The sequence below is a fragment of the Bacillus sp. EB106-02-03-XG38 genome (assembly GCF_058792175.1).
The window spans coordinates 393,123-418,429 of record NZ_JBYTED010000002.1; the positions used below are offsets into that span (position 1 = coordinate 393,123).

Genomic DNA, 25,307 nt, shown 5'->3' on the forward strand with positions numbered 1-25,307 from the left:
TTCACTTTATCTTTTTTGCCATTGTGACGTTCGGTTACGAAGTGCTTTCGTTCCCCATTCATATACAACTCTTACTACAATATTTGTAACAACAATCAGTACACTCATTGCAGCTGCTGGTGCTACATTTCCTGCATCATCCATATTTACAATTGATACAGCAGCTAGTTTAAAATCAGCTGCGTATAGGAATACAACTGCTGAAACTGTTACCATTGAATTTACGAAGTAGTACATTACCATTTCTAAAATGGCTGGTAAACACATCGGGACCGTAACTCGAAAGAATGTTTTATAAAATGGAACACCCATTGATTGTGAAACCAGTTCAAATTCTCGATCTAATTTCTTTAAAGCCGTCGTTGCCGTAACAAATGTTACAGAATAAAAATGAATGATATTGACTAGTACTAGCACAATGATTGTTCCGTATAGAGAATGAAACGGGTTCGTTACGGAAAGTCCAAAGATTTGTATTGTTGGTTGACTAAAGAAGAAGACATAGCCTAACCCAAGTACTAAACCTGGTATCGCTAAAGGAACGATAGAGAAAAAGTAACCTGCTTTTCGGAAAAATTGTAGCTGATTTATTTTCTCAATCGCATAAGCAAACATAAATGTTAAAACCGCTCCAATAACCGCTGTAATTGCTGAAACAATTACACTATTTTTAAACGCTTCAAGTCCATCTCCTGTTAAACTAGAAAAATTAAAATGCTCAAAAGTAAAACTCATATTATATGGCCATACTTTCACACTTGCAGCAATACCAACTGCCACAAATAATAGAATAATCATAAGCGTTACTACGCTACAATATACGAATGAAATAACATCTCGTTTCTTATTATTTATTATTCTGTAAGGTACTGATTTAGAAGACAAGAGATTTGCCTGCTTTCTTTGCGTAATGCGATCAACTGCAAACGCAAATATAGCTGGGATTAATAAAATCATTCCGACAGTTGCACCCATCGGCATATTTTGCTGTCCAATTACTTGCTTATATACGTCAGTAGCAAGTACATTATATTGCCCACCAACAATTTTGGGTGCCCCAAAGTCAGTGAAACTAAGTGTAAACACAACGAACATTGCACTAATTAATCCGTACTTTACACTAGGTAAAGTAACAGTGAAAAATTGCTTTGTTTTACTCGCCCCTAACATATTAGAAGCTTCATATAAACGATAATCAGATCCTTGAAAAGCAATTAATAATATAAGAAATGCTTGCGGAAATGTATACATGACTTCAGCCATGACAATTCCTACTGGGCCATATAAAGGGATTTGTATCCCTTCAAACAAACCAAACATTCCTTTCGTTACTAACCCTTGGTTACCAAATAAATATGTCAGTGCGATACCGTGCATCATCGTTGGTGCGAATAATGGTAACAATGCGACATATTGAAATACACGCTTCCCAAACACATTCGTACGAGCGATCGCATAGGCGTAAGCAAAAGCGAGTGTCACTGCAATAATTGTTGTCGCACCCGAAATCCATATCGTATTTTGCAATGATTGAACTAACGTTGGAGTTGTGAAATATTTACTGAAATTCGCAACTCCAATAAAAGCTCCATCTTTATCGTAAAAAGCTTGTGTAAACAATTGTAATAGCGGTAATACAAGCATGATCAGAAAAGCAAGAAGCATACCAATAATTAATAGTCTTTGTATCCACTCTTCTTTACCGATACGTCTCTTAATCTTTTTTTTCGTATTTTCTATCTTGAAATTTTCTAACATCTCCATCTATACAATGACCTTCTTTCCATATGACAACATATGATTTTCTGAGAAAGAGATTTGAATCGACTTTCCTTTTCTAATAGCGGTTTTTTCTACTTCTGATGCCAATATATCCACTACAATTTTCTCGTTATAAAGATGTGTTTTTTCTTCTACGACTCGCACTTCTGTCCGATATACAGATCCTCGGAATTCCATGCTTTCCACAACTGTTTTAATACCATCGTTTTGTACAATTGTTACATGTTCAGGACGAATTGCATGTTCTTCATTATTTTTCGAAAAGAAATTAATAGAACCAATAAAATCTGCCACAAACGGATTGGCTGGTCTTTGATAAATCTCCTCTGGTGTTCCAATCTGCATAATTTCCGCATGATTCATTACAACAATTTTATCAGCCATCGTTAATGCCTCTTCTTGATCATGCGTGACCATAATAGTTGTTACTCCTACTTTTTCTTGCAAATCACGCATTTCTCTTCGCAACTTTTCTCGCACTTTTGCATCTAAAGCAGATAACGGCTCATCGAGTAACAAAATATCTGGAGACAGAGCGAGCGCACGTGCAAGTGCCACTCGCTGCTGTTGTCCACCAGACATTTGAGCAGGATATTTATCTTTTACATTCAGCAAATCTACAAGTTCTAACGCCTCTAGCGCTTTCTCTTTTACTTCTGCTTTTCCATATTTTTTTGTCTTTAAGCCATATTCAATATTTTCAAGTGCTGTTAAATTCGGAAATAATGCATACGATTGAAACACCATCCCGAAGTTTCTCTTTCCAGGAGGTAATGCTGTAATATCTTTTCCATCCACAGCTATACTACCTGTTGTCGCCTCTTCTAGCCCTGCTAAAATTCGAAGCAATGTTGTTTTCCCACAACCACTTGGGCCTAATAAACATACAAACTCATTTTTTTTCACAGTAAAAGAAATATCTTTTAACGCTGTAAATGCATCAAACTGTTTTTGAATGTGTTGAATTGATAAATATTCGCTCATTTTTTCTCTCTCCCACTCACTTACTTTTTCGGTTCTGCTTTTTGACCAAACTCTTTTTCCCATTTTTCTAAAATTTTGTCGCGATTTTCTGCTGCCCACTTAAAGTCATTCTTTTTGTATAACTTTTCTGTTACGTCTTTAGGGAATCCATCTGGAAGTTTATAATCATTTTTAATTGTCGCAAATCCATTTTTCTCGAAGTATAACTTCATTACATCATCAGTAATTGCCCAATCTAAAAATGCTTGCGCTAATTTTTCATTTTTTGCGTTATCTTTTTTAATAAGTGCGTTCGCTTCTACTTCCCAACCTAATCCTTCTTTCGGTAACACTACTTCAACTGGTGCACCTTTTTGTTTCTCTTTTAAAGCACTATAAACCATTGATACACCAACTGGATATTCACCTGCACCTGCTAATTTCGCTGGTTTTGAACCTGAATGAGTATAAGTTGCCATATTCTCATGAAGTTTCTTCATGTAATCCCAGCCTTTATCTTCACCCATAATTTGTAACCATGCAGAAACTGTTAAAAATCCTGTTCCAGAAGAAGCCGGATGTGGCATAACAAGCGTTCCTTTATATTCTGGTTTCGTTAAGTCTTCGTATGATTCTGGCATCGGTAAATTTTTCTTCTTTAATTCTTCTTTATTTATAGCAATCCCCGTCATAAATGCCGTATTACCTACCCATTTTTCTGGTTGCTTATCATCTTTAAATTGTGGAAGAACACGATCTGCTCCTTTTGGAGAGTATCCTTTTAACATATCTTTTTTATCTAAAGCTAATAGACTAGACGCTGCTGTTCCCCATACAACATCTGCTTGTGTATTTTTTCCTTCAGCTAGCAATTTCGCTGTAATAACTCCAGTTGAATCACGAACAATGTTCAGTTTTACATCTGGATACTTCTGTTTAAAAGAATCAAGATAAATTGGTACAAGTTCTTCTTCGATCGCTGTGTAAACAGTTAATGATCCAGATAATTTATCATCTTTCACTTTCGCCCCAGCACTTTCTTCTTTCTTTGCACCACACCCCATTAATAACGAAAATACCATTCCAGTTGCTACAGCTTTAAAGATTGTTTTTTTCACTGTCTCTCTCTCCTTTTACAAATCTTATGTACAATTCAAATATAAACAACTAGTGTAAAAGCAGTATTAAACCAACATTAATCTTTTGTTTGTTGTTTGTTTTTGTGTAATACGTTGCTACTTCTATGTTTTTTCGCATTTTTCTGCTAATAACGAACCCTAAATTTACAAATAATTAAAAAAACCTTTATAATCCCACAAAAAAATGAGGCGTTTGTAAAAAACGCCTCATTTTTGTTTACCTTTTTTTGAATTACGATTTGCATACTTCGCGCTATTCTCTCCTTCATACTCTAATGCAAATTCAGCATCTGGTAAGCTTTCTTTCGGAGTTTTATTATTATTGATTGCTGCATTTTGTTTCACTTTTCTTTTTACCAATACATTCACCTGCTCTCAAGAATTCACTTTCTACTCTAGTTTGAAGCAAGCTGAAATAATTATTACTGGCAAGTGTTAACAAGTACATAAGAGCGCTAGATGGAAATACTACTTATGAAGAAAACATTAGAAAAGGAGCGATTATTTTGAAGAAAAAAGATAAAATGCAGTCACCTATTTTAGATGAAACGCTCCCGCATCAAATGAATTTCCCATCTTTTAAAGGAACAGGAAAGAAGATGCAACAACCTTTCATCAATCAATATGACGTCGTAATCGGAGACAGTAAATATGATTCCGAGAACAGTCCACTTCACAATTGGAGTGATGAAGTAGATCCTGCTATTATGGCTGGAGAAGAATGGATTCATCCTACAAATGATATTGGGTGGATTTCAGAAGAAAATCAAGAGTTACTAAAAAAAGAGGTAGATCATAAGAATGATGCTTTTATGCATCCGCAATTTGGCATTAACGACTAAAAAACCATTCTACCTCACATAGGTAGAATGGTTTCATACTATCCAATAATAATTCTCTCTTTCGGGTATTTATAACGAGGTGGCTGTTCTCTTCCGCCACTAGCTAGTATAAATGTTAAAATACCGACACGCCCGATAAACATAAGTACAATGAGCACAAGTTTACCAACAGTTGTTAAATCTGGCGTAATACCTGTCGATAGTCCTGTCGTTCCGAAAGCAGAACACACTTCAACAATTAAACTCATAAGCGGTACATTTTCCGTAATAGATAGGATAAATAGTGCTGTAGCACATAATAAAATCCCCATCGTCATAACAACAGATGCTTTCAGCACGTCCTCTTCATGTAGCTGACGTTTGAAGACTCTAACCGTTCTCCCGCCTCTTGCAAAAGTGTATAGCGATAATATACTAACAGCAAATGTTGTTGTACGTATTCCGCCCCCAACCGAACTTGGAGATGCCCCTATAAACATTAATATACTCATAAATAAAAGCGTCGGTTGTGACAATTCACGTATATCCATTGTAGCAAGTCCACCACTTCGCGTCGTCACAGATTGGAATAATGTATAGAAAACTGTTTCATGCCATGATTTCCCCGCTAGAAACTGATTTCGTTCTAGTAAAAAAATCATAATTGTTCCAACGATAACGAGCGCAAAAAATGTTGTTGTCGTCAATTTTGTAAATAACGAAAAACGAAATAATTGCTGTCTCCTTTTACTAAGGAATTGTTTTACTTCCATTAGTACAGGGAAACCAATTGCCCCTAAAATAATAAGTAACATATGAATCATTTGAACAATATAATCTTTCTTATACGGAATTAGCGATTGTCCTGTTAAATCAAATCCTCCGTTCGTAGTTGCACTAACAGCCGCAAAGAAACCATGGAAATAAGCTTCTTGCCACGTTGGAAAATAAAGTAGAAATCTTGTACCTAATAGTATTGCTCCAATAAGTTCTATCGAAATAATTACAATTAAAATAGAACGCATCAATTCTACAAGGCCTGATAAATTCCCTTGATTATGGTCTGCCATAATGAGTCTTCTTCTCTGCAAACCAATCTTCTTCCCCGTTATAATCCAAACGAACGTACCAAGTGCCATAATTCCTAAGCCGCCTAATTGTAAAATAAGGGCTAACATAATAATTCCCGCCGTAGTAAATGTATCTGAAATCGTAACGACAGACAGTCCCGTAACACTTACCGCACTAACAGATGTAAAGAGAGCATCGATAAATGTCCATTTCACACCAGCCTTCGTAACAAACGGGAAACTAAGTAATATCACCGATACAACGACTGCTAATAAATAAAACAAAACAATGAGTTGTACAGGACGTAATTTTTGTAAAAACTTTTTTATATCTCTCATTCCATCACTTCGCTACCTTTTTTCTATCGATTAAATAAAGAAAAATCTTCACTTTCTTTATTTGTAAATAACTGCTCAAATAATTTGGCAAATACCATTCCATACACAGTTCCATTACCTCCATACGGCAATGCGTAAAATAAATTATGTATCTTTTTGTCTTCTTTTAAAATAGGGAGACCATCATAACTACCACCGAATGCTGCTCCCCAATAATAATCTGCCTGTATATTCTTATACTGCGGGAACATCTCTTTTACAATGTTAATAAGGAGATCACGCTTATGCAATAATTTCGTATCACCGGTTGTTTGGATTTGCATCGCTTCATCTAATCCACCTACAATAATGCGGTTTTCATACGTTCGAAAATATAAATAAGGCCGTGCTGTTTCCCAAATTAACGATTGTTCATGCCAGCCTTCAAATGAATCCACCTTATTTGTCACGACTGCATATGATGTTTCCACTGTTGTATTTTTTTCTTTCTTGCCAAAAAGCTCTTCATAACCTGTCGCCATAATAATATTCTTTGTTACAATTTGATTTCCTGTTTTCGTATAACAAATTAAATCACTTTGGCGTTTTTTTATATGTATGGCCTCTGTATCCTCATATATAGTAGCACCCATTTGATTTGCTTTATGCAAAAGACTATGCGCTAATAAATACGGATTCACCTCGGCATCACCGTGTGTATATAATGCCGCTTGTTTTGTAAAAGAATAATGTTCGTTCACATCAGATTCTGTAAAATACTCAACTGGAAATCCATAATTCTGTAACGTATTAAACTCCTCTTGTAAAAATGAAACATCCTCACTTTTACTTGCATAATATAAACTACTTCGCGGAATAAACTGAGGATCAATATCGAGAGTCGGTACAACTTTCTCCATCGTTCGTAACGCTTCATAACAAAGCCTATATGCTCGTACCCCTTTTTCTTCACCAAATGTATGGATAAGTGAGGTTAACGATTTATCATGAAGAAATTGTAGTAAACCTGTATTAGCAGCTGTACTGCCGCAGGCGATTGCTCGTTTTTCAATGAGTGTAACACGCATTCCAATTTTCGCTAACGAATACGCTATATGAGCACCTGCTTCTCCGCTTCCAACTACAAGCACATCACATATCATATCATTTTCTAACGATGGATAACAAGGTATAGAAACTCCTGTATTCCAAAACAACTTACCAGTCATAAGTTTCATAATAATACTCCTAAAATATAAAGTGAAACTTTAATCAGTGGGGGTTTTCTTCATCCCCCACTGATTATTAGTTGAACCAATCGGACTTTTATGGGCAGTTGATCCCCCACCTAACATCTTTACTTTCACCGAATTTTGAAGTGGGGGGCTTACTGCCCATTAAAGCGGGATAAATTTCTCCTTTCTATAGTTTGTTATTTCTCATAAAAAAATCCAACTAACATACGCTAGTTGGATTTTTTATTTTTAATTAGAACGCTCTTCTAGCCAATTTCCAACCGTCGGATATGTTTGTTTTACCGCTGTTCCACCGTAAACGATCGACATATGTCCAGTCGGTAAACATACATATTGTTTATCTGTGCTAGAAATATGATCTAGCAACGCTTCTACTTGGCATGGCAGGGCGATATGATCACGTTTCGCAGAAATATTTAAGACATTCGCCTTAATATTTGCAAGGTCTACCTTTTGTCCGCGAATAACGAGTTCACCTTTCACTAATTTATTATTTTGATAAAAATCACGAATCCACTGTCTATACGATTCGCCTGGGAATGGAATACCGTCACCAACCCACTTTTGAACTAATTTCCAGCTTTCGACGAAGCGCTCATTTTCTGAACGATCGAGTAAAGCGATATATGGACCTACAAAGTTTGTGATTGGTTTTAACATCTTATTTCCGAAATCAATCATTTCTGGCGGAATATTTCCGAATGTATCAACCGCTTTATCTAAATTGAAGTATTTCTCATCTAATAAAGGACCGTATAATCCTGTTTCAGAGAAATCAAAAGGACTTGTCATAAAGATTAAGTTACGAATTGGCATGTGTGGATGAAGTGCCGCATAAATAGAAGTTAGCGTTCCACCCATGCAATAACCAAGTAAAGAAATCTCGTCCGATTTTGCAGTTCGCATTACTTTCTTCACTGCTTTTGCAATATAATCAAACACGAAATCATCAAATTTCAAATGACTATCTTCTAAACCAAATGTGCCCCAATCAAGCATATACACATCAAAACCACGATCTACTAAATATTCCACTAAACTATTTCCAGGAGTTAAATCCATAATATACGGTTTATTAATAAGTGCATATATTAATAGAATTGGAACTCTCTGTGTTTTTTCTTGTTTTGGAATGTAACGATACAGCTTCGTCTTATTCTTCGTCCAAATAACTTCTTTCGGCGTTAAACCAACTTGTGGTTCTGGTTCACGTAATAAAACTTCGCTCGCTCTTTTCACACGACGATATGCTTTACGATATTCTTCTGGGTACAACTCCAATTGCTTTTCCCATTCCGTTACGAATGTAGTCATTTTTCTATCTCCTTTTCGGTCGATTTCTTTCTAAAAAAAAGAAGTGCATTCCTGCTATGGATATGCACTTTTTTCTTACTTCATTACATGTATAATCCACCGTTAATGTTTAATTGCTGACCTGTGATATATGCACCGTCACGGCATAGGTATACTACACCTTTTGCAATTTCATCAGCTTGACCAAAACGTTTTTTCGGGATTTTCGCAACGATTTTTTGACGTACTTCTTCTGGTACTTCTGCTACCATTTCAGTATCAATAAATCCTGGGCAAATTGCGTTTACAGTTACATTTGTTTTTGCAAGTTCTAACGCTAATGATTTTGTAAATCCTAACATACCTGCTTTTGCTGCTGAGTAGTTTGTTTGTCCAAATCCACCAGCTTGGCCAATAATAGAAGAAATACTAATGATTCTTCCTTCTTCTGCTTCCGTTATGTATGGAAGGACAGCGCTTGTCGTATTAAATACGCTACTTAAGTTCACGTCAATTACGCGCTCCCAATCTTCACGATTTAACTTTTTGAATGTACGATCTCTTGTAATACCAGCATTATTAACAAGAATATCAACTTTACCAAAATGATTCACAGCTTCTTCTACAAGTCTGTTTGCATCTTCTACTTTCGAAACATCCGCTTGAACTGCATAAACGTCATGTCCTTCTTTTCCTAATTCATTTACTAAGTTTTCAGCTGCTTCTTTGCTGCTGTTATAGTTAATAACAACTTTTGCTCCCTCTTGTGCTAACGCTACTGTAATCGCTTTTCCAATTCCTTTTGCTCCACCTGTTACGATTGCTACTTTGCCATTTAATTGAACCATTTCTTTTCCCCCTTAAATGAATTTGTGAACGATTATTATGAATCATTTTGGTACTCATATGAATAGAGTCCATATATTAATTATGTTTCGTTGTTTATACATGAAAAAGAGATTCTCCCCTCTCTTTTACACGTTATAAACAAACGCTATTATCATTTTTTATTTTCTGGCTTATTCGCAGGCTTTACTTCTTCTTTTACAGGTTCTTGTAGTTTCGCTAGTACTGCATTTTGCTTTTCTAGCAATTCCAAAATTTGATCAACTTTCGTTTCTAATGTGCGAATATCTTGTTTTACTTTCGTAACATCACGCTTTAATGTAGGGGCTTGTCCTAGTGCATCCACTTTCTCTTCTAGAACTTCCTCGATATTATCAACTTTATTTTCTAAGTTAATAACAAGCGTAGCTACTCTAGCGATATCTTCTTTCGTAGGCACATTCACCTGTTCTAAATAACTTTTTGTTGTATCATTTAACGCTTTTTGATAAAACAAATTCAAGTCTAGAACGCTGCCCATCCAAGCAGAATATTCTTCTGTTTTAATTGTTTCATTGAGCGCTTTTCCCCAAAATGTTTCGGTTTGTTCATAAGCATTTTTCCATGCTTGCAATGGATCGAATTTTTGATCAATCACTTCGCCTACACTCCCTTTTTTGTTTTTGAAACAATTCAACCTATTCACTATTTTCTAATATTCTGAATAAAACTTCAAGTCTATATTTTATTTTTCTTTATTTTCCAATAAATGTGTTGACATTAAAAACAGATAGGTGTAAATTGCACTTATAAGCAAAAAATTCCATCTAACTGATTCATGAGGTGATGCACAATCATGCTACATAATGAACCAGAACACCCAGAAAGTTTGGAAAAAAACCAAGCGAAACAACCAAACTCCATGCCAAAAAACTTCTTAGTTCCTTTCTTACTTCTATGTCTAAAAGACTGGAGTCTTCATGGTTACAAACTCATTCAAATGCTAATGGACATCGGCTTTTCTTCTGTTGACCAAGGTAATGTGTACAGAACATTGCGCAAGTTAGAAAAAGAAAATCTCATTTCTTCTACTTGGGATACAAGTGAAGGCGGGCCAGCGAAACGAATTTATTCTTTAACAGAATATGGAGAGCAATATTTAACAACATGTGCGACTTCTTTTGAACATTATCAAAATATGTTGCGGACGTTTTTTACGTTATACACCAACGCATTCTTTCCATTTTCTACTTCTCCAGAAAAGGATGAAAAGGATTCTTCATCTTCACCTGGTGGTACAGCAGAGTAATCTGCGTTCACAATATGTAAAAAAACATTTGGAGGTCAAACAATGGAAACTAAGCCATACGAATTAGTCGATGCATTTTGGAAAAACTGGTCTCAATCTCTTTCCCTCTTCTCTTCAGCTGGGAAACAATTAGAGCAACTTACTTTAGAAACATTAAAACAACAACAAGACGCTTTGCATAAATTAACATCAGGAGTAGATGAACTAGAAAAAGAACTACAACAATTCACTGCTCAGTTCAATAACCAATATACAGATTACGTGAAGCAATTAACTGGAAACTCCTTAAATGATCAAATTAACGAGTGGCAAGGGAAATGGAATGAACTTTCTACTCAAATGCATCAACTTACTGTTTCTCCTACAAAAACATCTTTGTCTATTCTTACTCAAACTAGCGGTCAATTTGAAGAAACAACAAAACAATTTATTGAACAACAACAATTACAACGCGAAGAGGTTCAAAAACAGTTAGAAGTTTTTTTGGGAGAGTTCAAGTCCAAACAACTAGAACTCGCAAAGCAGTTCGAGGAAAACTCAAAAAATTTATTTACTTCCATCAAGTAAGAAAAATGTGGGAGCTAACTGCAGCACAAACAAAACTCTTTCTTCCTCCTACTACATCAAGATGGCTGTCATTTTTCGATATGGAAAAGAAGGAGGCCAAAATGAATCCATTTCAAGAAGCACAAACTGTTCCGGAGCTTCGTTATGATGAGATTCAAGTCGGTGATCAAGCATCCCTTACAAAAACGATTACGGATGAGGACGTTATCAATTTTGCAAAATTAACTGGAGATGTGAATCCTATTCATATTTTAGACTCTTTTGCAAAAACGACTATGTTTAAAGAACGTATTGCCCATGGTATGCTCGTTTCAAGTTTCATTTCAACGATTCTTGGCACGAAACTTCCAGGGAAAAATACGATTTATTTATCTCAAAACGTTTCATTCCGTGCTCCTGTCAAAATCGGCGATACACTTCGCGTTGTGGCAGAAGTCATTAAAAAACGTGACGATAAAAAAATCATTACGTTGCAAACAAACATATACAATCAATCCGATGATATTGTCGTGGAAGGTACAGCGACAATACTGAAAAAAGAGTAGCAAATTTGCTACTCTTTTTTCTATCCAATAACTTCTAATCACACCGATTACTTCCGCGTATGAGCAAGCCAGTTCCACATAAAATAACGTTACCAGTTTAGATAAGTACTTAGCTGAACTGGACTACTTATAAGGATGTGTATCATCATGGCAAAAACAAACAAATTACTAGTTCCAGGTGCGGAACAAGCACTTGATCAATTTAAATACGAAATTGCACAAGAATTCGGCGTAAGCTTAGGATCTAATACAGCATCTCGTTCTAACGGTTCAGTTGGCGGTGAAGTAACAAAACGTCTTGTTTCTTTAGCTCAACAACAATTACGTGGATAACACTATAACATATGGCTTAGAGGCAGATATTCTCTGCCTCTTTCTATTTCTAACATACATAACCGTACTTTTTCACATACTAGTAAGAACAAACTGAAAGGAACGATATGTAACATGAAACGGATTAACATTAGCATGAGTCCTCCCCGTGTTCTTACTTTGTCTTTTATTATGTTATCAATTATCGGTACATGCTTATTAAAGCTACCCATTGCTACAACAACTTCTATTTCATGGCTCGATGCTTTATTTACAACCGTTTCTGCTTGTACGGTTACAGGGCTCGGTGTAGTGGACACTGGGAAAGTATTTACCTTATTTGGCCAATGTGTCATTTTAACGCTTATACAAGTGGGCGGACTTGGCATTATGAGCTTTGCCGTTTTAATTGCGATTATGCTCGGCAGAAAAATTGGTCTTCAAAACCGAATTTTACTACAACAAGCGTTAAATCAAACGAATATTGGAGGCGTCATTCGTCTTGCCAAAGCATTATTTTTATTCTCTTTTACAGTCGAATGTATCGCTACTTTCATTCTATCTTTCGAATGGATACCAAAATACGGGATTGCTAAAGGGATCTATTATAGTTTTTTTCATTCCATCTCTGCTTTTAACAATGCCGGTTTTTCTGTGTGGAGCGATAATTTAATGTCGCATTCTCATAGCATTCTTGTCAATCTTGTCATTTCCTCCCTCATTATTTTAGGTGGGATTGGTTTTACAGTAATCGTAGATATAAAAAGAAAGAGAAATTTTAAAAACCTTACATTACACTCAAAACTTATGCTCTCTTCTACTCTAATCGTTAATATTATTGCAACCGTTTTTATTTTCATATTCGAGTTCCACAATTCTCTTTCTATGAGAGGCTTTACTCCATTTGAAGAAGGAATGGCCGCCTATTTCCAGGCTGTTTCAACGCGTACTGCTGGGTTTAATACAGTTGATATTTCTGCATTGTCAAAGCCTTCTCTTTTATTGATGATGCTTCTAATGTTTATCGGAGCTGGGAGTGCTTCAACTGGTGGTGGAATTAAGTTAACAACATTTTTAATCATGTTTTTTGGAGTATTTAAATTTTTACAAGAACAAGATGATATTGTCGTATTTAAAAAATCTATTAAAGATACTCTCATCGTCAAATCATTGACCATCACTATTATTTCCATTTCATTTATCTTTTTTGCTATTTTAATTTTAAGTATTACTGAGCGAGTTCCCCTATTGATGAGTGCTTTCGAAGTATTTTCAGCATTTGGGACTGTCGGTCTCAGTATGAATTTCACACCACACTTAACGATGATCGGAAAAGCTATTATCATCTTTATGATGTTTTTCGGGAAAATGGGACCTTTAACACTTGCTTTTTCATTTGCACGTAAAAAGAACCGCAAAATAAAATATCCGAACGAAGATATTTTAACAGGTTGACAACCGTATAAATTATCCATATAATGAGAGTACAATAGCATATCTCCAAAGGGGAGTAGCGTCCAAGAATATTTCTTGGAAACAAAGTCGTCATTACGTAGAACTTAGTTCTTCCGGCTTTGTTGGCATTTTCATTACATATGTCTAGCAAGACCTTTGCCTATTAACGGCAGAGGTCTTTTTTGTATTTATTACCAAATTCTTCCAAAGTTAATAGGCAGGAGTATGGGGAAACTAAATAGTGGGGAAATTCTTCACTTATTTAGTACTTATAGAAATGAGAGGAGAATGTACATGGATGTATCATTATTATTGGAGTATGGTTGGGTATTACTCATCCTAATTGCACTAGAGGGGATTTTAGCAGCTGATAACGCTCTTGTTCTTGCAATTATGGTAAAACATTTACCAGAAGAAAAACGTAAGAAAGCACTATTTTACGGATTAGCGGGGGCATTTGTTTTCCGTTTCGGATCGTTATTTATGATTTCATTCCTAGTCGACGTATGGCAAGTGCAAGCAATCGGTGCTATTTACCTTATGTTTATCGCTGGTAATCACTTATTTAAAACGTATGTTAAAAAGAATACGGATGAAGAAACAGAAGAAAAAGAAGCAAAGAAAAAACAAGAGAATTTTTGGTGGACTGTATTTAAAGTTGAGGTTGCTGATATCGCCTTCGCAGTTGATTCTATTTTAGCTGCTGTTGCATTAGCAATGACTTTACCGAAAACAGGATTAGGTACAATTGGTAGTCTTGATACTGGGCAATTCGTTGTTATCTTTGTAGGTGGACTTATCGGATTAATCATTATGCGATTTGCAGCAACTGCTTTCGTACAAATCTTAAAACGTAAACCAGGACTTGAAACTGCAGCATTCTTAATCGTAGGTTGGGTTGGTGTGAAATTAGCAGTTTATACATTAGCACACCCTGCATTAAATGTAATTCCGCATTCATTCCCAGAATCTACACCATGGAAGCTTACATTCTGGATTGTATTAGTCGGAATCGCAGTTGGCGGCTGGTTCTTCTCAAAAGAAGTAGAAGTAAAAGTAGAAAAGAATTTAGACGAAAAAGCGCTGTAATTACAGCGCTTTTTCTTTTTTCTTTTTTCTTTTTTCTTTTTTCTTTCTCCCCCTCAATGTCCAGAAAAATTTCTATTATACTATCTTTTGTAAGCGTTTTCTCAATGTATGTATGTCCTTTTTGTGAAACATTGCACAAACTTATTGAAACTATGACGGAATCCATGTACTTTATTCATATAAGGAGTATTCATAGATGATGTACTAAAGGAGCGTATTACCCATGCTAGAACAAGGATTAGATTATGTTGTCAAACTGGCTAAGAGCAAAAAACAAATGCTAGATACAAATCCAATGCAATATTTCATTCGTGCCGCACTTGCGGGTATTTATATCGGTTTTATTATTGTACTATGTTTTAAATTAGGTAACTTTTTTCACATTGCAGATTCACCAGCAACTTACTTAGCGGCTTCTATGTTTTTCGGAATTGCCCTTGTCCTTATTATATATGGCGGTGCTGAATTATTTACTGGTAACACAATGTACTTCACTGTAGCAACTTTAAGAAAAGAAACAACGATTTCTGATACACTTCGTAACTGGGTCGCTTGTTATGCAGGAAATTTAGCTGGCGCTTTATTCTTTGCCTTACTATTTTATGCAACTGGAATTTTCGAAGCAATTGATCACGGGCATTTGATGAATAAAGTAGTAGAAGGAAAAATGAATACACCTACAATGCAATTATTCTTTAAAGCAATTTTATGTAACTGGCTTGTATGTCTTGCTTGTTTCTTACCTTCTCAAGTGAAAGGTGATACAGCAAAAATTATGATGATGATGCTACTCGTTTTCACATTCTTCTTATCTGGTTACGAGCATAGTATTGCAAACTTATCACTGTTTGCCTTATCTTTAGTTTCACCGCATCCGGAGACAATTTCTTTTGCAGGTGCTATTCATAACTTAATTCCAGTTACAATCGGTAACATTATTGGCGGGTCTGTATTTGTCGGTATGGTATACCATTATTTAACAAAGAAAGAACCTGATGTGAAACAAGAAGAAACTGAATTAGTAGCAGCTCAACAAGAAGAGATTATTCCGTTACAAGCGCATATGAAACACTAAAAACTCCAAAGTTTTACTTTGGAGTTTTTAGCTCCCCACATATTTAACAACAAGGTGAGGATTAATTTCCCCTTCTTCCTTTCCCTTATTAATCCTCTGTTTCATCTTGTACATACCGATGACATCAGTCGTATGAAAGTGCACTTCATTTACATGTAAACCCTCTTTACAAAAAGCCTCTACAAAATCTAATCCACTTTTTTCTCCCCAGCCCATGTTAAAGTCAAGGGAAAGAATATTCACCTCATAATCCCGAACCATTTGCAAAGCACATTCTACTGTAATGGCGAGCACATACCCGTACGGACAACTTCTTTGATCATCCATATATATATATTCATGTTCTATCCCCTCTCTATTTTGCATACGTGATTAACATGTAACATATTGCCCCGAGGCTAATAAAAGGGCCAAACGGAATTTGAGTCCTCATTTTCACACGCTTTAATACTATACCAACTCCAAAGAAACAAAGACTAAAGCAAGAGGCTAAAAATAAAACGATAAAAATCCCTTTCAGTCCCACTATAAATCCAAGTAGCGAAAGTAATTTTACATCACCTCCCCCAAGCCCTTCTGGATATATCTTTTGCATGCAATATAACAAAATGAATATAACGCCACCGCCAACTATACTATCTGGCCAAGTGACTAACGGTACAAAAATACATTCTAAAATAAGTAAACAGGCAAACCAGGCTAAAATACGATTTGGGATTAACATATATATGTAATCTGTAACTGAAATAATAAGAAGTAATGAAACAAGCGATAAAATGATAATAAGCTCTCGTTCCACCCCGATTATATATACCGTAAGAAAAAATATCATTCCGGTTACAAGTTCAAATACTACGTACAAAACTGAAATTTCCCTCTTACAATTCGTACAACGCCCCCTTTGTATACAAAATGAAATGATTGGAATCAATTCTTTTGGCTTTAGCACATATTTACAATAATAACAATGTGAACGAGGGACAATGATAGACTCCCCTAGTGGAACTCTCATCGCAATTACCATAAAAAAGGAACCAAACACCATCCCCACTAACAATGCATATACATAAGTGAACATCCCTTCCTCTCCTTTCCAGAAGAACATAGCAAAAAAAGGAGAGAACTTCTACTTCATATTATCTCTATTCTATTAAAAAAGCAGGCCATTTTCTGGCCTGCTTTCCCCTCTTTTATACGATGAAATATACTGCTTTTAATGGTCCATGTACACCGACAACAAGATTCATTTCAATATCTGCCGAGTTACTAGGCCCTGTAATAAAGTTAATACAAGATGCCACTGCCTCACCATTTTCTACACGCGAGTTCATATCCTCAACTGCTTGTGTAATACGGGGCACAAGTGTTTCACGTGGAATAATAGCAAAGTATACAGTCGGTAAAAAGTGTAAAGAACGACCTTGGCCTTTATGACTTTGTACAACAATCGTACCAGATTCAGCTAAAGTATAATCACTAAAGGCAATTCCAATATTCGCTCTTTCTGCGATACGCATATTCTCTTCTTTTTTCTCAGGATCCCATACATTTACTTCAACATTTTGCTTTGGAAGCTCTTCTTTAAATAAAGAAGTCAATCCATAAGAATCAAAACGTTCATCTGCCGATAACATAATAGGTCCCCCGCCGTTTTCCACGATTACTTTTTGAATATCTTCACGTAAACGGTCGTTTGTCGTTTCCACAACAGTTGTATGAATGTTTGTACATTGATTTTTAAATACTTCTAACAATTCTTCTTGTGAATAATCTTTTAGCGTTTCTTTATTCACATTATTTTTCCACACTGGACGTTTTACACCATCCGTTTTACGCGCGCGTCCAAGTTCTTTTGCAATATTCTCTAGAAAGGACTCACGGTTTTGAATTAATCCTGTCATTATTTGTCCCCGCCTTTCTTATGATCTTTATACCAATCACGGAATCGCTCTTTACTTGGAGCCGGGAATTCACGAATATCTGTCCAATTTTTAAGTGGCCCAACACCTTTTGATACACGGTTACCCGATGTAAATGGACTCATTGCCGCTGGCGCCATTTTGGATCCCATTTTATATAAAGCTGCTGAAGATGCACCCATACTAAACATTTTCATTGCCAATTTCTCTGCAAGTGGAGCACGTCCTTCTTGCTCAACGATAACTTGACGATGTTTTAATAATAAATCATGTAACGGAATTTTTACTGGACAAGCTTCTGTACACGCTCCGCATAAACTAGATGCATAAGGAAGCTCTTTGTAATCGTCATATCCGCCTAACAGTGGAGTTAATACCGCACCGATTGGTCCTGAATATATAGAGCCATATGAATGTCCACCAACGTGACGATATACAGGGCATACGTTCACACATGCAGCACAACGAATACATTGCAATACTTGACGGAATTCAGATCCAAGAATTTGAGAACGACCATTATCAACAACAACTAAGTGGAATTCTTCAGGTCCATCTACTTCCTCTTCTTGAATTGGTCCCGCTACAGTTACATAACTTGTTAACTTTTGACCTACTGCACTACGGCATAGTAAACCAACTAAAACATCTAATTCTTCCATTGTTGGAACCATACGTTCCATACCCATTACTGCAATTTGTGTTTTCGGAATCGACATAACAAGATCGGCATTCCCTTCATTCGTTACTAAACAAAGAGAACCAGTATTTGCAACAGCGAAGTTACAACCTGTTACACCAATTTCCGCGTCCATAAATTTCTCACGAAGTTGTTTACGAACAAACTTTGTCATTTCGTATGGATCATCAGAATTTTCATAGCCAAGCTTTTCTTTAAAGACATCACGAATTTGCGTTCTATTTTTATGAAGTGCAGGCGCAATAATATGTGAAGGTGGATCGTTATCTACTTGCAAGATATACTCTCCTAAGTCACTTTCTAACACTTCACAACCGACTTCTTCAAGCGCATGGTTCATACTAATTTCTTCTGTTACCATCGACTTTGATTTTACTACTTTTTTTGCCTGCTTCTTTTTTGCAACATCTTGAATATACTTTGCTGCTTCCTCTTTCGTTTTCGCAAAGTATACATGTCCACCTCTTTTTGATACATTTTCACTTAACTGCATTAAGTAATAATCAAGATTTTCTAACGTATGTTGACGAATTTCTTCACCGAGTTCACGCCATTCTTCCCAGTTTCCTAATTCATCCGCTGCTTTTAAGCGATTCGTATATAAGCGTGTTTGTGCAGAAGATACTGCTCCGCGCATAAACGAATCTTGAATTCCATCGCCAACACGATCATTAAATTTTTTCTCACTGATTTTCATAGACATAGCTTATGTTCCCCCTTCATGAGCGACTATTCAGTACCTCAGCAATATGCATTACTTTTATTTCTTTTCCTAAACGCTCAATACGTCCGCCAATGTTTAACAAACACCCACAATCTGCACCGATTAAATAATCAGCACCTGTTTCCATTGCACTATCTACCTTTTCATCTACCATTTGCTCAGAAATTGGAGTCATCTTCACTGAAAACGTTCCCCCAAACCCGCAACAATTTTGCACATTTGGTAACTCTCTCACAGTTAGTCCTTTTACATTTGATAATAAAATTCCTGGTGCCTCTGTTACTCCAAGCATACGTGTCATATGACATGATTTATGAATAGTAGCGATCCCTGGTAAACTTGCACCAACATCAGTAATCTTTAAAACATCTACAATAAATTGTGTAAATTCATATGTTTTATCAGCAACTTTTTGGGCACGTTTAGCCCACTTCGGATCATCTTTAAAAACATGCGGATACTCATGAAACATTGTCGCACAAGAACCAGATGGCGTAACGATATATTCTGCATCTTCGAAAGTTTCAATCATATGTTTCATCGCTTCTTTTGCTGCTTCTACATGGCCGCTATTATAAGCAGGCTGACCACAACAAACTTGTGCTTCTGGAAATTCAATTTCACAACCTAAACGCTCCAACACTTCAACTGTTGCTTTGCCGACGTTTGTTTCAAACATATCGACTAAACAAGTAACAAATAAAGTAACTTTCATAATGATTACTCCCCCTTTTTACAACTCCACCAACAAACATATGGTCATCAGATGACTAAGAAAAGAAGAAGTAGGCTCAACCATGGCCTATCCTCTCCCTCTTCTAAAGAAAACGCTTACTTAATCTCTCTCTATTTTATCAAAAAATTTGATTTTTAAAAGATTAAATTACGAATTTATATCGTTTATACCTGTGACAATATGTTCTACATTTGTTAAATGATCTAGCATTGCTTGCTGCGCTAATTCTACATCTTGCTTTAACACTGCATCATATATAACTTGATGCTCTTCTATAAGTCGTTCTGATGTTGTTTGTTCACCATATAAAATAATGCGTCTTGATTCACCAATTGTTTCAGCAATCATCTCTGAAACATGATTCATGAGTTCAAGCAAAATGTTGTTATGCGAAGACTCTGCAATTCCCATATGGAACTGAAAATCTGCTTTTTCACCAGCTTTTTCATCTCCAATGCTCTTTGCCATTTCATCTAACCAATGCTTCATATTTTTCAAATTCTCTTCCGTACGTTTTGCCGCAGCTGCTCGAACTGCCCCCACTTCAAGCACCTTTCGTACTTCTAACAAATTCAAAATATCTTCTTTCTTCATTAATAATCTATTGTTTAACGATTTTGTTAATGAAGAAGAATCGAAATTCTTCACATATGTACCTTCTCCTTGTTTCATCTCAATTAAGCCCATCGCTCTTAGCGCACTTAACGCTTCACGAACAGCAGATCTGCCCACTTGAAACTGCTCAGCTAATTGATGTACAGGAAGTAGTTTGTCACCAGGTTTTAACGTACCATTTTTAATCATTGTTAAAATAGCTTCAGATACTTCTTCGTAAATTTTTTTCGGTTTAATCGATTTGTACTCCAGTTAAATCACCTCAGTATCTTCCAAACAACAATTGAAACGATTTATAAAAACTTTGCATCATAACTATTTTAGAACGAATTGGTAAGAAGTACAAATGTTTTGTTCATAAAATCGTCAAATTTTCAATATTTATTACATATTAATTTATATCTTTCTGTATAACTATTGTCTCCTATACAAAAAAGCATGCCCTAAAAATTAGAACATGCTCTCCTCATCCTGTACTTTCAATTTAATAATAACCGTCGTCCCATTTCCTTTTTCACTTTCAATTCGCCACTGTCCATCATGTATATGGACAATTTGTCTTACAATAGCAAGACCTAAACCTGTTCCACCATGTTGGCGACTTCTCGCTTTATCAACGCGGTAAAAACGTTCTCCAAGATTTTCTAAATGCTCTGTATCAATACCGATTCCCGTATCTTTTATGTTCAATTCACAGTAATCATCTATTTGCCTAAGCGTTATCATAATATCCCCGTTTGGATTTGTATACCGTATCGCATTATCTAACACGTTATGAAGTACTTGTTGCATACGATCCTCATCTATCATTACAATAATTTCTGGATTTAAATTTGTTGAAATATGAATTTTCTTTTCTATAAATTTAATCTCATACGTATCTAACACATCTTCAATAAGTTGTGAAAAAACGATAGGTTGTTTCTTTAACGGAAAATGTTCCCCTTCTAGTTGTGCTAAATCTAACAAATCATGAACGAGACGCTGCATACGATCCGCTTCTTTATGAATGAGCTGTGTTACTTTTTCCTGCTGTGGTCCCTTCGCTACACCATCTAAAATAGCCTCACTATATCCTTTTATATAACTTAATGGTGTTCTTAGCTCATGTGAAACGTTAGCTAAAAATTCCTTACGCTTTACGTCTTCTGTCTCTAAAGAATTTGCCATTTTATTAAATGCTTTTCCTAATCGTCCAATTTCATCTTCGGAAGAAATTGTAATTCGTTCTGAGAAATCTCCCGTAGCTAAATGATTCGCAACTCGTTCCATTTGCGAAAGTGGCCTCGTAATAGCAATAATAATCTTTCTACCAATCCATATTGTCAGTAAAGTTATAGCAAGTGCTAACGGTGCCAAAATAAGGCCCATATCATATATTAAGTCTTTTATACTTTTTAAAGGAATATAAGAATATACAATACCAACTAATTTTTTACTTTCTAAAACAGGGATGACAACCCCCATAATATTACGGTCAAAATGTTCCTCATACCCTATCTTTGTCACAGTTTTCCCATCTAATAATGCTTGCCTGTCCCCTTCACTTATAAGAGAATGATGATGCACATCAAAAGGTAAGCATGCGCTTAAATCACGTGGATTCGATACGAAAAGAACGTCTGAACTAGATATTTGATCAAATGCTCTTACTTTCTCTTCAAAAGTTGATATACCTTCACGCTTATCATATTGCGCAGCAAGACCCTTCCCCTCCGTTACTAATGAATCTTTTAAATTATCAACGTATAGTTTTTCGTACGAGTATAAAGATACAAAATAAAGAAAGGAAACTGTTACAAATACTGCACATACTACTGTCAGCCAAAGCTTCTGTACCATCGTAAACATACGTTACACCTCAAATTTATAGCCTACACCCCAAACAGTTTGAATGTAGTTTCCACTTTCTCCAAGTTTCAAACGCATCGTTTTCACGTGCGTATCTACTGTTCTTGTACTTCCGGCATAATCATATCCCCATACTTTTTCCAACAATTGCTCTCGGCTAAATACTTGTCCCGTATGTTGGCAAAGAAAATAAAGTAAATCAAACTCTTTTACTGTAAGAGAAATCGGCTCACCATCCGCCTCAATCTTCCTACTTTTTTCATTAATCAGGATCGGTCCAAACTGAACTTCCTCTTGTTGTTCTTGCTTTGTATAACGTCTTAACACAGCTTCCATACGAGCAATTAATTCTCCAGGACTAAATGGCTTTACAATATAATCATCTGCTCCCATACGTAAACCGTTGACCCTATTCCACTCTTCACCTTTTGCTGTTAAAAATATAATTGGTACATCTGACGTCTTTCTAATTTCTTTACAAACTGAAAGTCCATCCATCTCTGGCATCATAATATCTAGTACAACGAAATCATAATGATTCGTCTCTAATTTTTGTAGAGCTTCTTTTCCATTTTCAGCTTCTCCCCACTCGTACCCGAAATTATCTAAGTACATGCCAACAAGCTGTCTCATATCACTTTCATCATCTACCACTAGCACCCTATATTTACTCATTGTCCTTCCCTTCTCTCTCTATGAGTTGAAACGGCCCTTTTCCGACTTTAATTGTTTGTTTTATTTTCAAATTCTTCATATCCATGACGCACAATTCATCACTATCATAGCTTGCTACGTATCCTTCTGCTCCGCTCTTCAAAAATGCAAATGGGTTCGATCCTACTTCTACAGAAGCAACCTCTTTATACGTGCCAACATCAAACTTTCTAAGTGTATTCGAACCGTGACTTAATGCATATACATACTTATTATCCTTCGTTATATTCACAGGCATGAATGGGGCGTGTAAAGAACGTACCATTTCCCCGCTCTGCAAAGAATACACTAATACTTTCTCATTTACTTGATTTCCATCACCATGCCCGCCAATCCATATCTCTTTCCCATTCGGACTAATTGTCGCTCCCGTTGACGCTGGAGGAATCATAAAGGATTGGATTACTTCTTTTTTCTTTGTATCAATTGTCGTTAACTTCGTATCATAAAAGTTTAGTACAGATAACTGGTTATCGTGCTCTACCATCGTTATTGGTCCTTTTCCGGTTGACACACTCCCTGCCTCTTTCCCTTTTATCGTAAAAAACCTTACCTTTTGAGCCTTTTGATCAGCAGCAAATAATTGCTTTTTATCTTCTGATACGACCACATTTACAATGCCTTTTCCCGTTTTATACTTGTCCACTTGCCTTCCTTTTGCTAGTGAATATACATACATGTACTCTAACTGCTTGCCATATACAAGTATGTCCTCACCGTTTGGAAGTAGTGCAATTCCTGCCATCGGTTCATTAAGTTCCCATGTCGTAATTAACTTCTTAGTTTGTTTATCTATAAAACTAAGACTACCTTCTTTTATATTCGTTGTTATAATAACACTTTTATCTTTAGCAATCGGTGTATATGAACTTCCTTGACACCCTACTAATAGAAATAAAAAACAGAGAAGAAAAACATACTTTCTCAAAAGATTCCCTCCATCTTCGGATGATTTCGTTATAATTGTAAAATAACAAATAAATGTGTGGAAAGTGTGAAATTTCCCTTTCTTACATCATTTACATATATAATGTACAACAAATAGAATTTGAGGTGTGCAAATTATGCTTTTTCCTGATTTAGCGAATAAAATTGTACGAGAAGTACGCAGACTAATTAAAGAAAATATCATTATTATTAATATACAAGGCGTTATTATCGCAAGTACAGATGTAGAAAGAATCGGTCAATTTCATGAAGGTGCACTCCGCTGTGCGAAACAAAAGAAAACTGTCATTATTACAAAAGAAGATGAACGACGTTTGCAAGGCGTAAAGGCGGGTATGAACCTCCCCTTACTATTCCATGACGAAGTAATTGGTGTCATTGGAATTACAGGCGAACCTGAAAATATTTCGCAATACGGAGAAATATTACGTAAAATGACCGAACTACTCATTCACGAAAACTACTTTTTAGAACAACTAGAACTTGAACACCGTTCTTATGAAGCATTTGTCTTTGATTGGCTTCAAAATACAGACTGGTCCCCAAGCTTTCTTGATCGCGCAAAAACACTTGGTATTGATTTATATAAGAAGAAACAACTTATTTTGTTCTCAATCGATCAAAATGACACGATGCTTCAGCGTAAAGTTTGGCAACATGTACGCAATCTATTAACAAAGGAGCATCTATTTGTTCGCTGGGGAAATGATCGATTTATTTTATTTACAGCCACAAACTCTAAAGAGCAAACGTATCAATTTTTAAAACGATTAAAACAAGACTGTGAAACTTTATTTTCTATTCCTTTATATATCGGGATTGGACAATCCGTTACGCCACACAATATGAACTTATCGTACGAACAAGCATTACAAGCTCTTTCCGTATCACTTGAAACGAAAAAAATTGTATTTAATGAAGATTTACGTTTAGAAATGTGCTTACAAGATATTTCCGCTGAAACGCGAGAACAGTTTCTAAGACGCACGATCGAAAACTTACTATCATCGCCTGAACTTATGCACACTTTACGTTTATTTATTGATTATAACCAATCTTATAAACAAACAGCTGAACAATTACATATACACATTAACACCTTGCATTACAGGCTAAAAAAAATTGAGGAGCATACAGGACTTGATCCGAAACAATTCAAAGACTTAAACATTTTATACTTCTCGCTCCTCTTATTAGATAATCATACAAAAAAGAATGATAAAACAGATTAATCTTTAGATGATTATACATAGAAAGAATCCCCCAACTTTTTTATCATTA

27 protein-coding genes and 1 riboswitch are annotated in these 25,307 nt (G+C 35.8%); of the genes, 9 read left to right on the top strand and 18 right to left on the bottom strand.

Annotated elements, in window-relative coordinates; genetic code table 11:
• Window positions 1-6: 6 nt before the first annotated feature.
• The 4 genes from AC3WTI_RS11355 to ykzP form a co-directional block, all read right to left on the bottom strand.
• Window positions 7-1,764: a putative 2-aminoethylphosphonate ABC transporter permease subunit gene (locus tag AC3WTI_RS11355; protein ID WP_142305810.1), complete on the bottom strand. Its 1,758-nt coding sequence runs from the start codon at window positions 1,762-1,764 to the stop codon at window positions 7-9.
• Window positions 1,765-2,766, bottom strand: a complete 1,002-nt coding sequence (locus AC3WTI_RS11360) for a putative 2-aminoethylphosphonate ABC transporter ATP-binding protein (RefSeq protein ID WP_071758931.1) — start codon at window positions 2,764-2,766, stop codon at window positions 1,765-1,767. It lies immediately after the preceding gene.
• Window positions 2,767-2,786: 20 nt separating this feature from the next.
• Entirely contained in the window at window positions 2,787-3,863 is a 1,077-nt protein-coding gene (locus tag AC3WTI_RS11365) for a putative 2-aminoethylphosphonate ABC transporter substrate-binding protein (RefSeq protein WP_076536106.1), read from the bottom strand.
• 228 nt (window positions 3,864-4,091) lie between these two features.
• Complete coding sequence (ykzP, locus tag AC3WTI_RS11370; RefSeq protein ID WP_000240799.1) at window positions 4,092-4,244, bottom strand: protein YkzP; 153 nt, start codon at window positions 4,242-4,244, stop codon at window positions 4,092-4,094.
• 146 nt (window positions 4,245-4,390) lie between these two features.
• Here ykzP and AC3WTI_RS11375 point away from each other — a divergent pair, with 146 nt between their 5' ends.
• Complete coding sequence (locus AC3WTI_RS11375) at window positions 4,391-4,726, top strand: DUF3905 domain-containing protein (RefSeq protein ID WP_142286621.1); 336 nt, start codon at window positions 4,391-4,393, stop codon at window positions 4,724-4,726.
• Between the two features lie 38 nt (window positions 4,727-4,764).
• Here AC3WTI_RS11375 and AC3WTI_RS11380 read toward each other — a convergent pair whose 3' ends face one another.
• The 5 genes from AC3WTI_RS11380 to phaR form a co-directional block, all read right to left on the bottom strand.
• Window positions 4,765-6,114, bottom strand: coding sequence for a TrkH family potassium uptake protein (locus AC3WTI_RS11380; protein ID WP_097840630.1), 1,350 nt, complete (start codon window positions 6,112-6,114; stop codon window positions 4,765-4,767).
• A 23-nt stretch (window positions 6,115-6,137) separates the two neighbouring features.
• Entirely contained in the window at window positions 6,138-7,331 is a 1,194-nt protein-coding gene (locus AC3WTI_RS11385; protein ID WP_097840631.1) for an NAD(P)/FAD-dependent oxidoreductase, read from the bottom strand.
• A 246-nt stretch (window positions 7,332-7,577) separates the two neighbouring features.
• The gene (phaC, locus tag AC3WTI_RS11390; RefSeq protein WP_087957950.1) at window positions 7,578-8,663 is read right to left on the bottom strand and encodes a class III poly(R)-hydroxyalkanoic acid synthase subunit PhaC; all 1,086 of its coding nucleotides are present in this window, start codon (window positions 8,661-8,663) and stop codon (window positions 7,578-7,580) included.
• Window positions 8,664-8,746: 83 nt separating this feature from the next.
• Window positions 8,747-9,490 carry an acetoacetyl-CoA reductase gene (locus tag AC3WTI_RS11395; protein WP_000250412.1) on the bottom strand — a complete coding sequence of 248 codons (744 nt, stop codon included), beginning with the start codon at window positions 9,488-9,490 and terminating at the stop codon, window positions 8,747-8,749.
• 152 nt (window positions 9,491-9,642) lie between these two features.
• The gene (gene phaR / locus AC3WTI_RS11400) at window positions 9,643-10,125 is read right to left on the bottom strand and encodes a polyhydroxyalkanoic acid synthase subunit PhaR (protein ID WP_087957948.1); all 483 of its coding nucleotides are present in this window, start codon (window positions 10,123-10,125) and stop codon (window positions 9,643-9,645) included.
• A 198-nt stretch (window positions 10,126-10,323) separates the two neighbouring features.
• Here phaR and phaQ point away from each other — a divergent pair, with 198 nt between their 5' ends.
• The 7 genes from phaQ to AC3WTI_RS11435 all read left to right on the top strand — a co-directional run bounded on the left by phaQ (window position 10,324) and on the right by AC3WTI_RS11435 (window position 15,819).
• Window positions 10,324-10,776, top strand: a complete 453-nt coding sequence (gene phaQ / locus AC3WTI_RS11405) for a poly-beta-hydroxybutyrate-responsive repressor (RefSeq protein ID WP_000903018.1) — start codon at window positions 10,324-10,326, stop codon at window positions 10,774-10,776.
• A 42-nt stretch (window positions 10,777-10,818) separates the two neighbouring features.
• On the top strand, window positions 10,819-11,343 hold the full coding sequence (gene phaP / locus AC3WTI_RS11410) for a polyhydroxyalkanoic acid inclusion protein PhaP (RefSeq protein ID WP_075308595.1): 525 nt from the start codon (window positions 10,819-10,821) through the stop codon (window positions 11,341-11,343).
• A 101-nt stretch (window positions 11,344-11,444) separates the two neighbouring features.
• The gene (locus AC3WTI_RS11415) at window positions 11,445-11,888 is read left to right on the top strand and encodes a MaoC family dehydratase (protein ID WP_001067916.1); all 444 of its coding nucleotides are present in this window, start codon (window positions 11,445-11,447) and stop codon (window positions 11,886-11,888) included.
• A gap of 147 nt (window positions 11,889-12,035) precedes the next feature.
• On the top strand, window positions 12,036-12,221 hold the full coding sequence (locus AC3WTI_RS11420) for an alpha/beta-type small acid-soluble spore protein (RefSeq protein WP_001140707.1): 186 nt from the start codon (window positions 12,036-12,038) through the stop codon (window positions 12,219-12,221).
• A 114-nt stretch (window positions 12,222-12,335) separates the two neighbouring features.
• Window positions 12,336-13,655 (top strand): TrkH family potassium uptake protein, encoded by a 1,320-nt coding sequence (locus tag AC3WTI_RS11425; protein ID WP_087957944.1) that lies wholly within the window; start codon window positions 12,336-12,338, stop codon window positions 13,653-13,655.
• A 38-nt stretch (window positions 13,656-13,693) separates the two neighbouring features.
• Window positions 13,694-13,859: riboswitch (yybP-ykoY riboswitch) on the top strand.
• A 90-nt stretch (window positions 13,860-13,949) separates the two neighbouring features.
• Window positions 13,950-14,744 (top strand): TerC family protein, encoded by a 795-nt coding sequence (locus AC3WTI_RS11430; protein WP_000383326.1) that lies wholly within the window; start codon window positions 13,950-13,952, stop codon window positions 14,742-14,744.
• Between the two features lie 223 nt (window positions 14,745-14,967).
• Window positions 14,968-15,819 (top strand): formate/nitrite transporter family protein, encoded by an 852-nt coding sequence (locus tag AC3WTI_RS11435; protein ID WP_087957942.1) that lies wholly within the window; start codon window positions 14,968-14,970, stop codon window positions 15,817-15,819.
• Between the two features lie 27 nt (window positions 15,820-15,846).
• Here the strand turns inward: AC3WTI_RS11435 and AC3WTI_RS11440 are convergent, their stop codons facing one another.
• The 9 genes from AC3WTI_RS11440 to AC3WTI_RS11480 all read right to left on the bottom strand — a co-directional run bounded on the left by AC3WTI_RS11440 (window position 15,847) and on the right by AC3WTI_RS11480 (window position 24,006).
• Window positions 15,847-16,185 carry a cyclic-phosphate processing receiver domain-containing protein gene (locus AC3WTI_RS11440; RefSeq protein ID WP_492304364.1) on the bottom strand — a complete coding sequence of 113 codons (339 nt, stop codon included), beginning with the start codon at window positions 16,183-16,185 and terminating at the stop codon, window positions 15,847-15,849.
• Complete coding sequence (locus AC3WTI_RS11445; protein ID WP_087957938.1) at window positions 16,175-16,897, bottom strand: prepilin peptidase; 723 nt, start codon at window positions 16,895-16,897, stop codon at window positions 16,175-16,177. The genes AC3WTI_RS11440 and AC3WTI_RS11445 overlap by 11 nt, the downstream gene beginning before the upstream one ends.
• A gap of 112 nt (window positions 16,898-17,009) precedes the next feature.
• Window positions 17,010-17,720: a LutC/YkgG family protein gene (locus AC3WTI_RS11450; protein ID WP_087957936.1), complete on the bottom strand. Its 711-nt coding sequence runs from the start codon at window positions 17,718-17,720 to the stop codon at window positions 17,010-17,012.
• Window positions 17,720-19,141, bottom strand: a complete 1,422-nt coding sequence (locus AC3WTI_RS11455) for a LutB/LldF family L-lactate oxidation iron-sulfur protein (protein WP_087957934.1) — start codon at window positions 19,139-19,141, stop codon at window positions 17,720-17,722. Before AC3WTI_RS11455 ends, AC3WTI_RS11450 begins: the two co-directional genes overlap by 1 nt.
• Before the next feature lie 16 nt (window positions 19,142-19,157).
• Window positions 19,158-19,877 (bottom strand): (Fe-S)-binding protein, encoded by a 720-nt coding sequence (locus AC3WTI_RS11460; protein WP_097840634.1) that lies wholly within the window; start codon window positions 19,875-19,877, stop codon window positions 19,158-19,160.
• Between the two features lie 168 nt (window positions 19,878-20,045).
• The gene (locus AC3WTI_RS11465) at window positions 20,046-20,735 is read right to left on the bottom strand and encodes a FadR/GntR family transcriptional regulator (protein WP_255448402.1); all 690 of its coding nucleotides are present in this window, start codon (window positions 20,733-20,735) and stop codon (window positions 20,046-20,048) included.
• Between the two features lie 228 nt (window positions 20,736-20,963).
• Complete coding sequence (locus tag AC3WTI_RS11470) at window positions 20,964-22,364, bottom strand: sensor histidine kinase (RefSeq protein WP_097840635.1); 1,401 nt, start codon at window positions 22,362-22,364, stop codon at window positions 20,964-20,966.
• Window positions 22,365-22,367: 3 nt separating this feature from the next.
• Complete coding sequence (locus AC3WTI_RS11475) at window positions 22,368-23,039, bottom strand: response regulator transcription factor (RefSeq protein ID WP_000049882.1); 672 nt, start codon at window positions 23,037-23,039, stop codon at window positions 22,368-22,370.
• A complete protein-coding gene (locus tag AC3WTI_RS11480) occupies window positions 23,032-24,006 on the bottom strand; it encodes a YVTN family beta-propeller repeat-containing protein (protein ID WP_087957928.1) in 975 nt (324 codons plus the stop codon). Before AC3WTI_RS11480 ends, AC3WTI_RS11475 begins: the two co-directional genes overlap by 8 nt.
• A 136-nt stretch (window positions 24,007-24,142) precedes the next feature.
• Here AC3WTI_RS11480 and AC3WTI_RS11485 point away from each other — a divergent pair, with 136 nt between their 5' ends.
• The gene (locus tag AC3WTI_RS11485; RefSeq protein ID WP_087957926.1) at window positions 24,143-25,258 is read left to right on the top strand and encodes a CdaR family transcriptional regulator; all 1,116 of its coding nucleotides are present in this window, start codon (window positions 24,143-24,145) and stop codon (window positions 25,256-25,258) included.
• The last annotated feature ends 49 nt before the right edge of the window (window positions 25,259-25,307 follow it).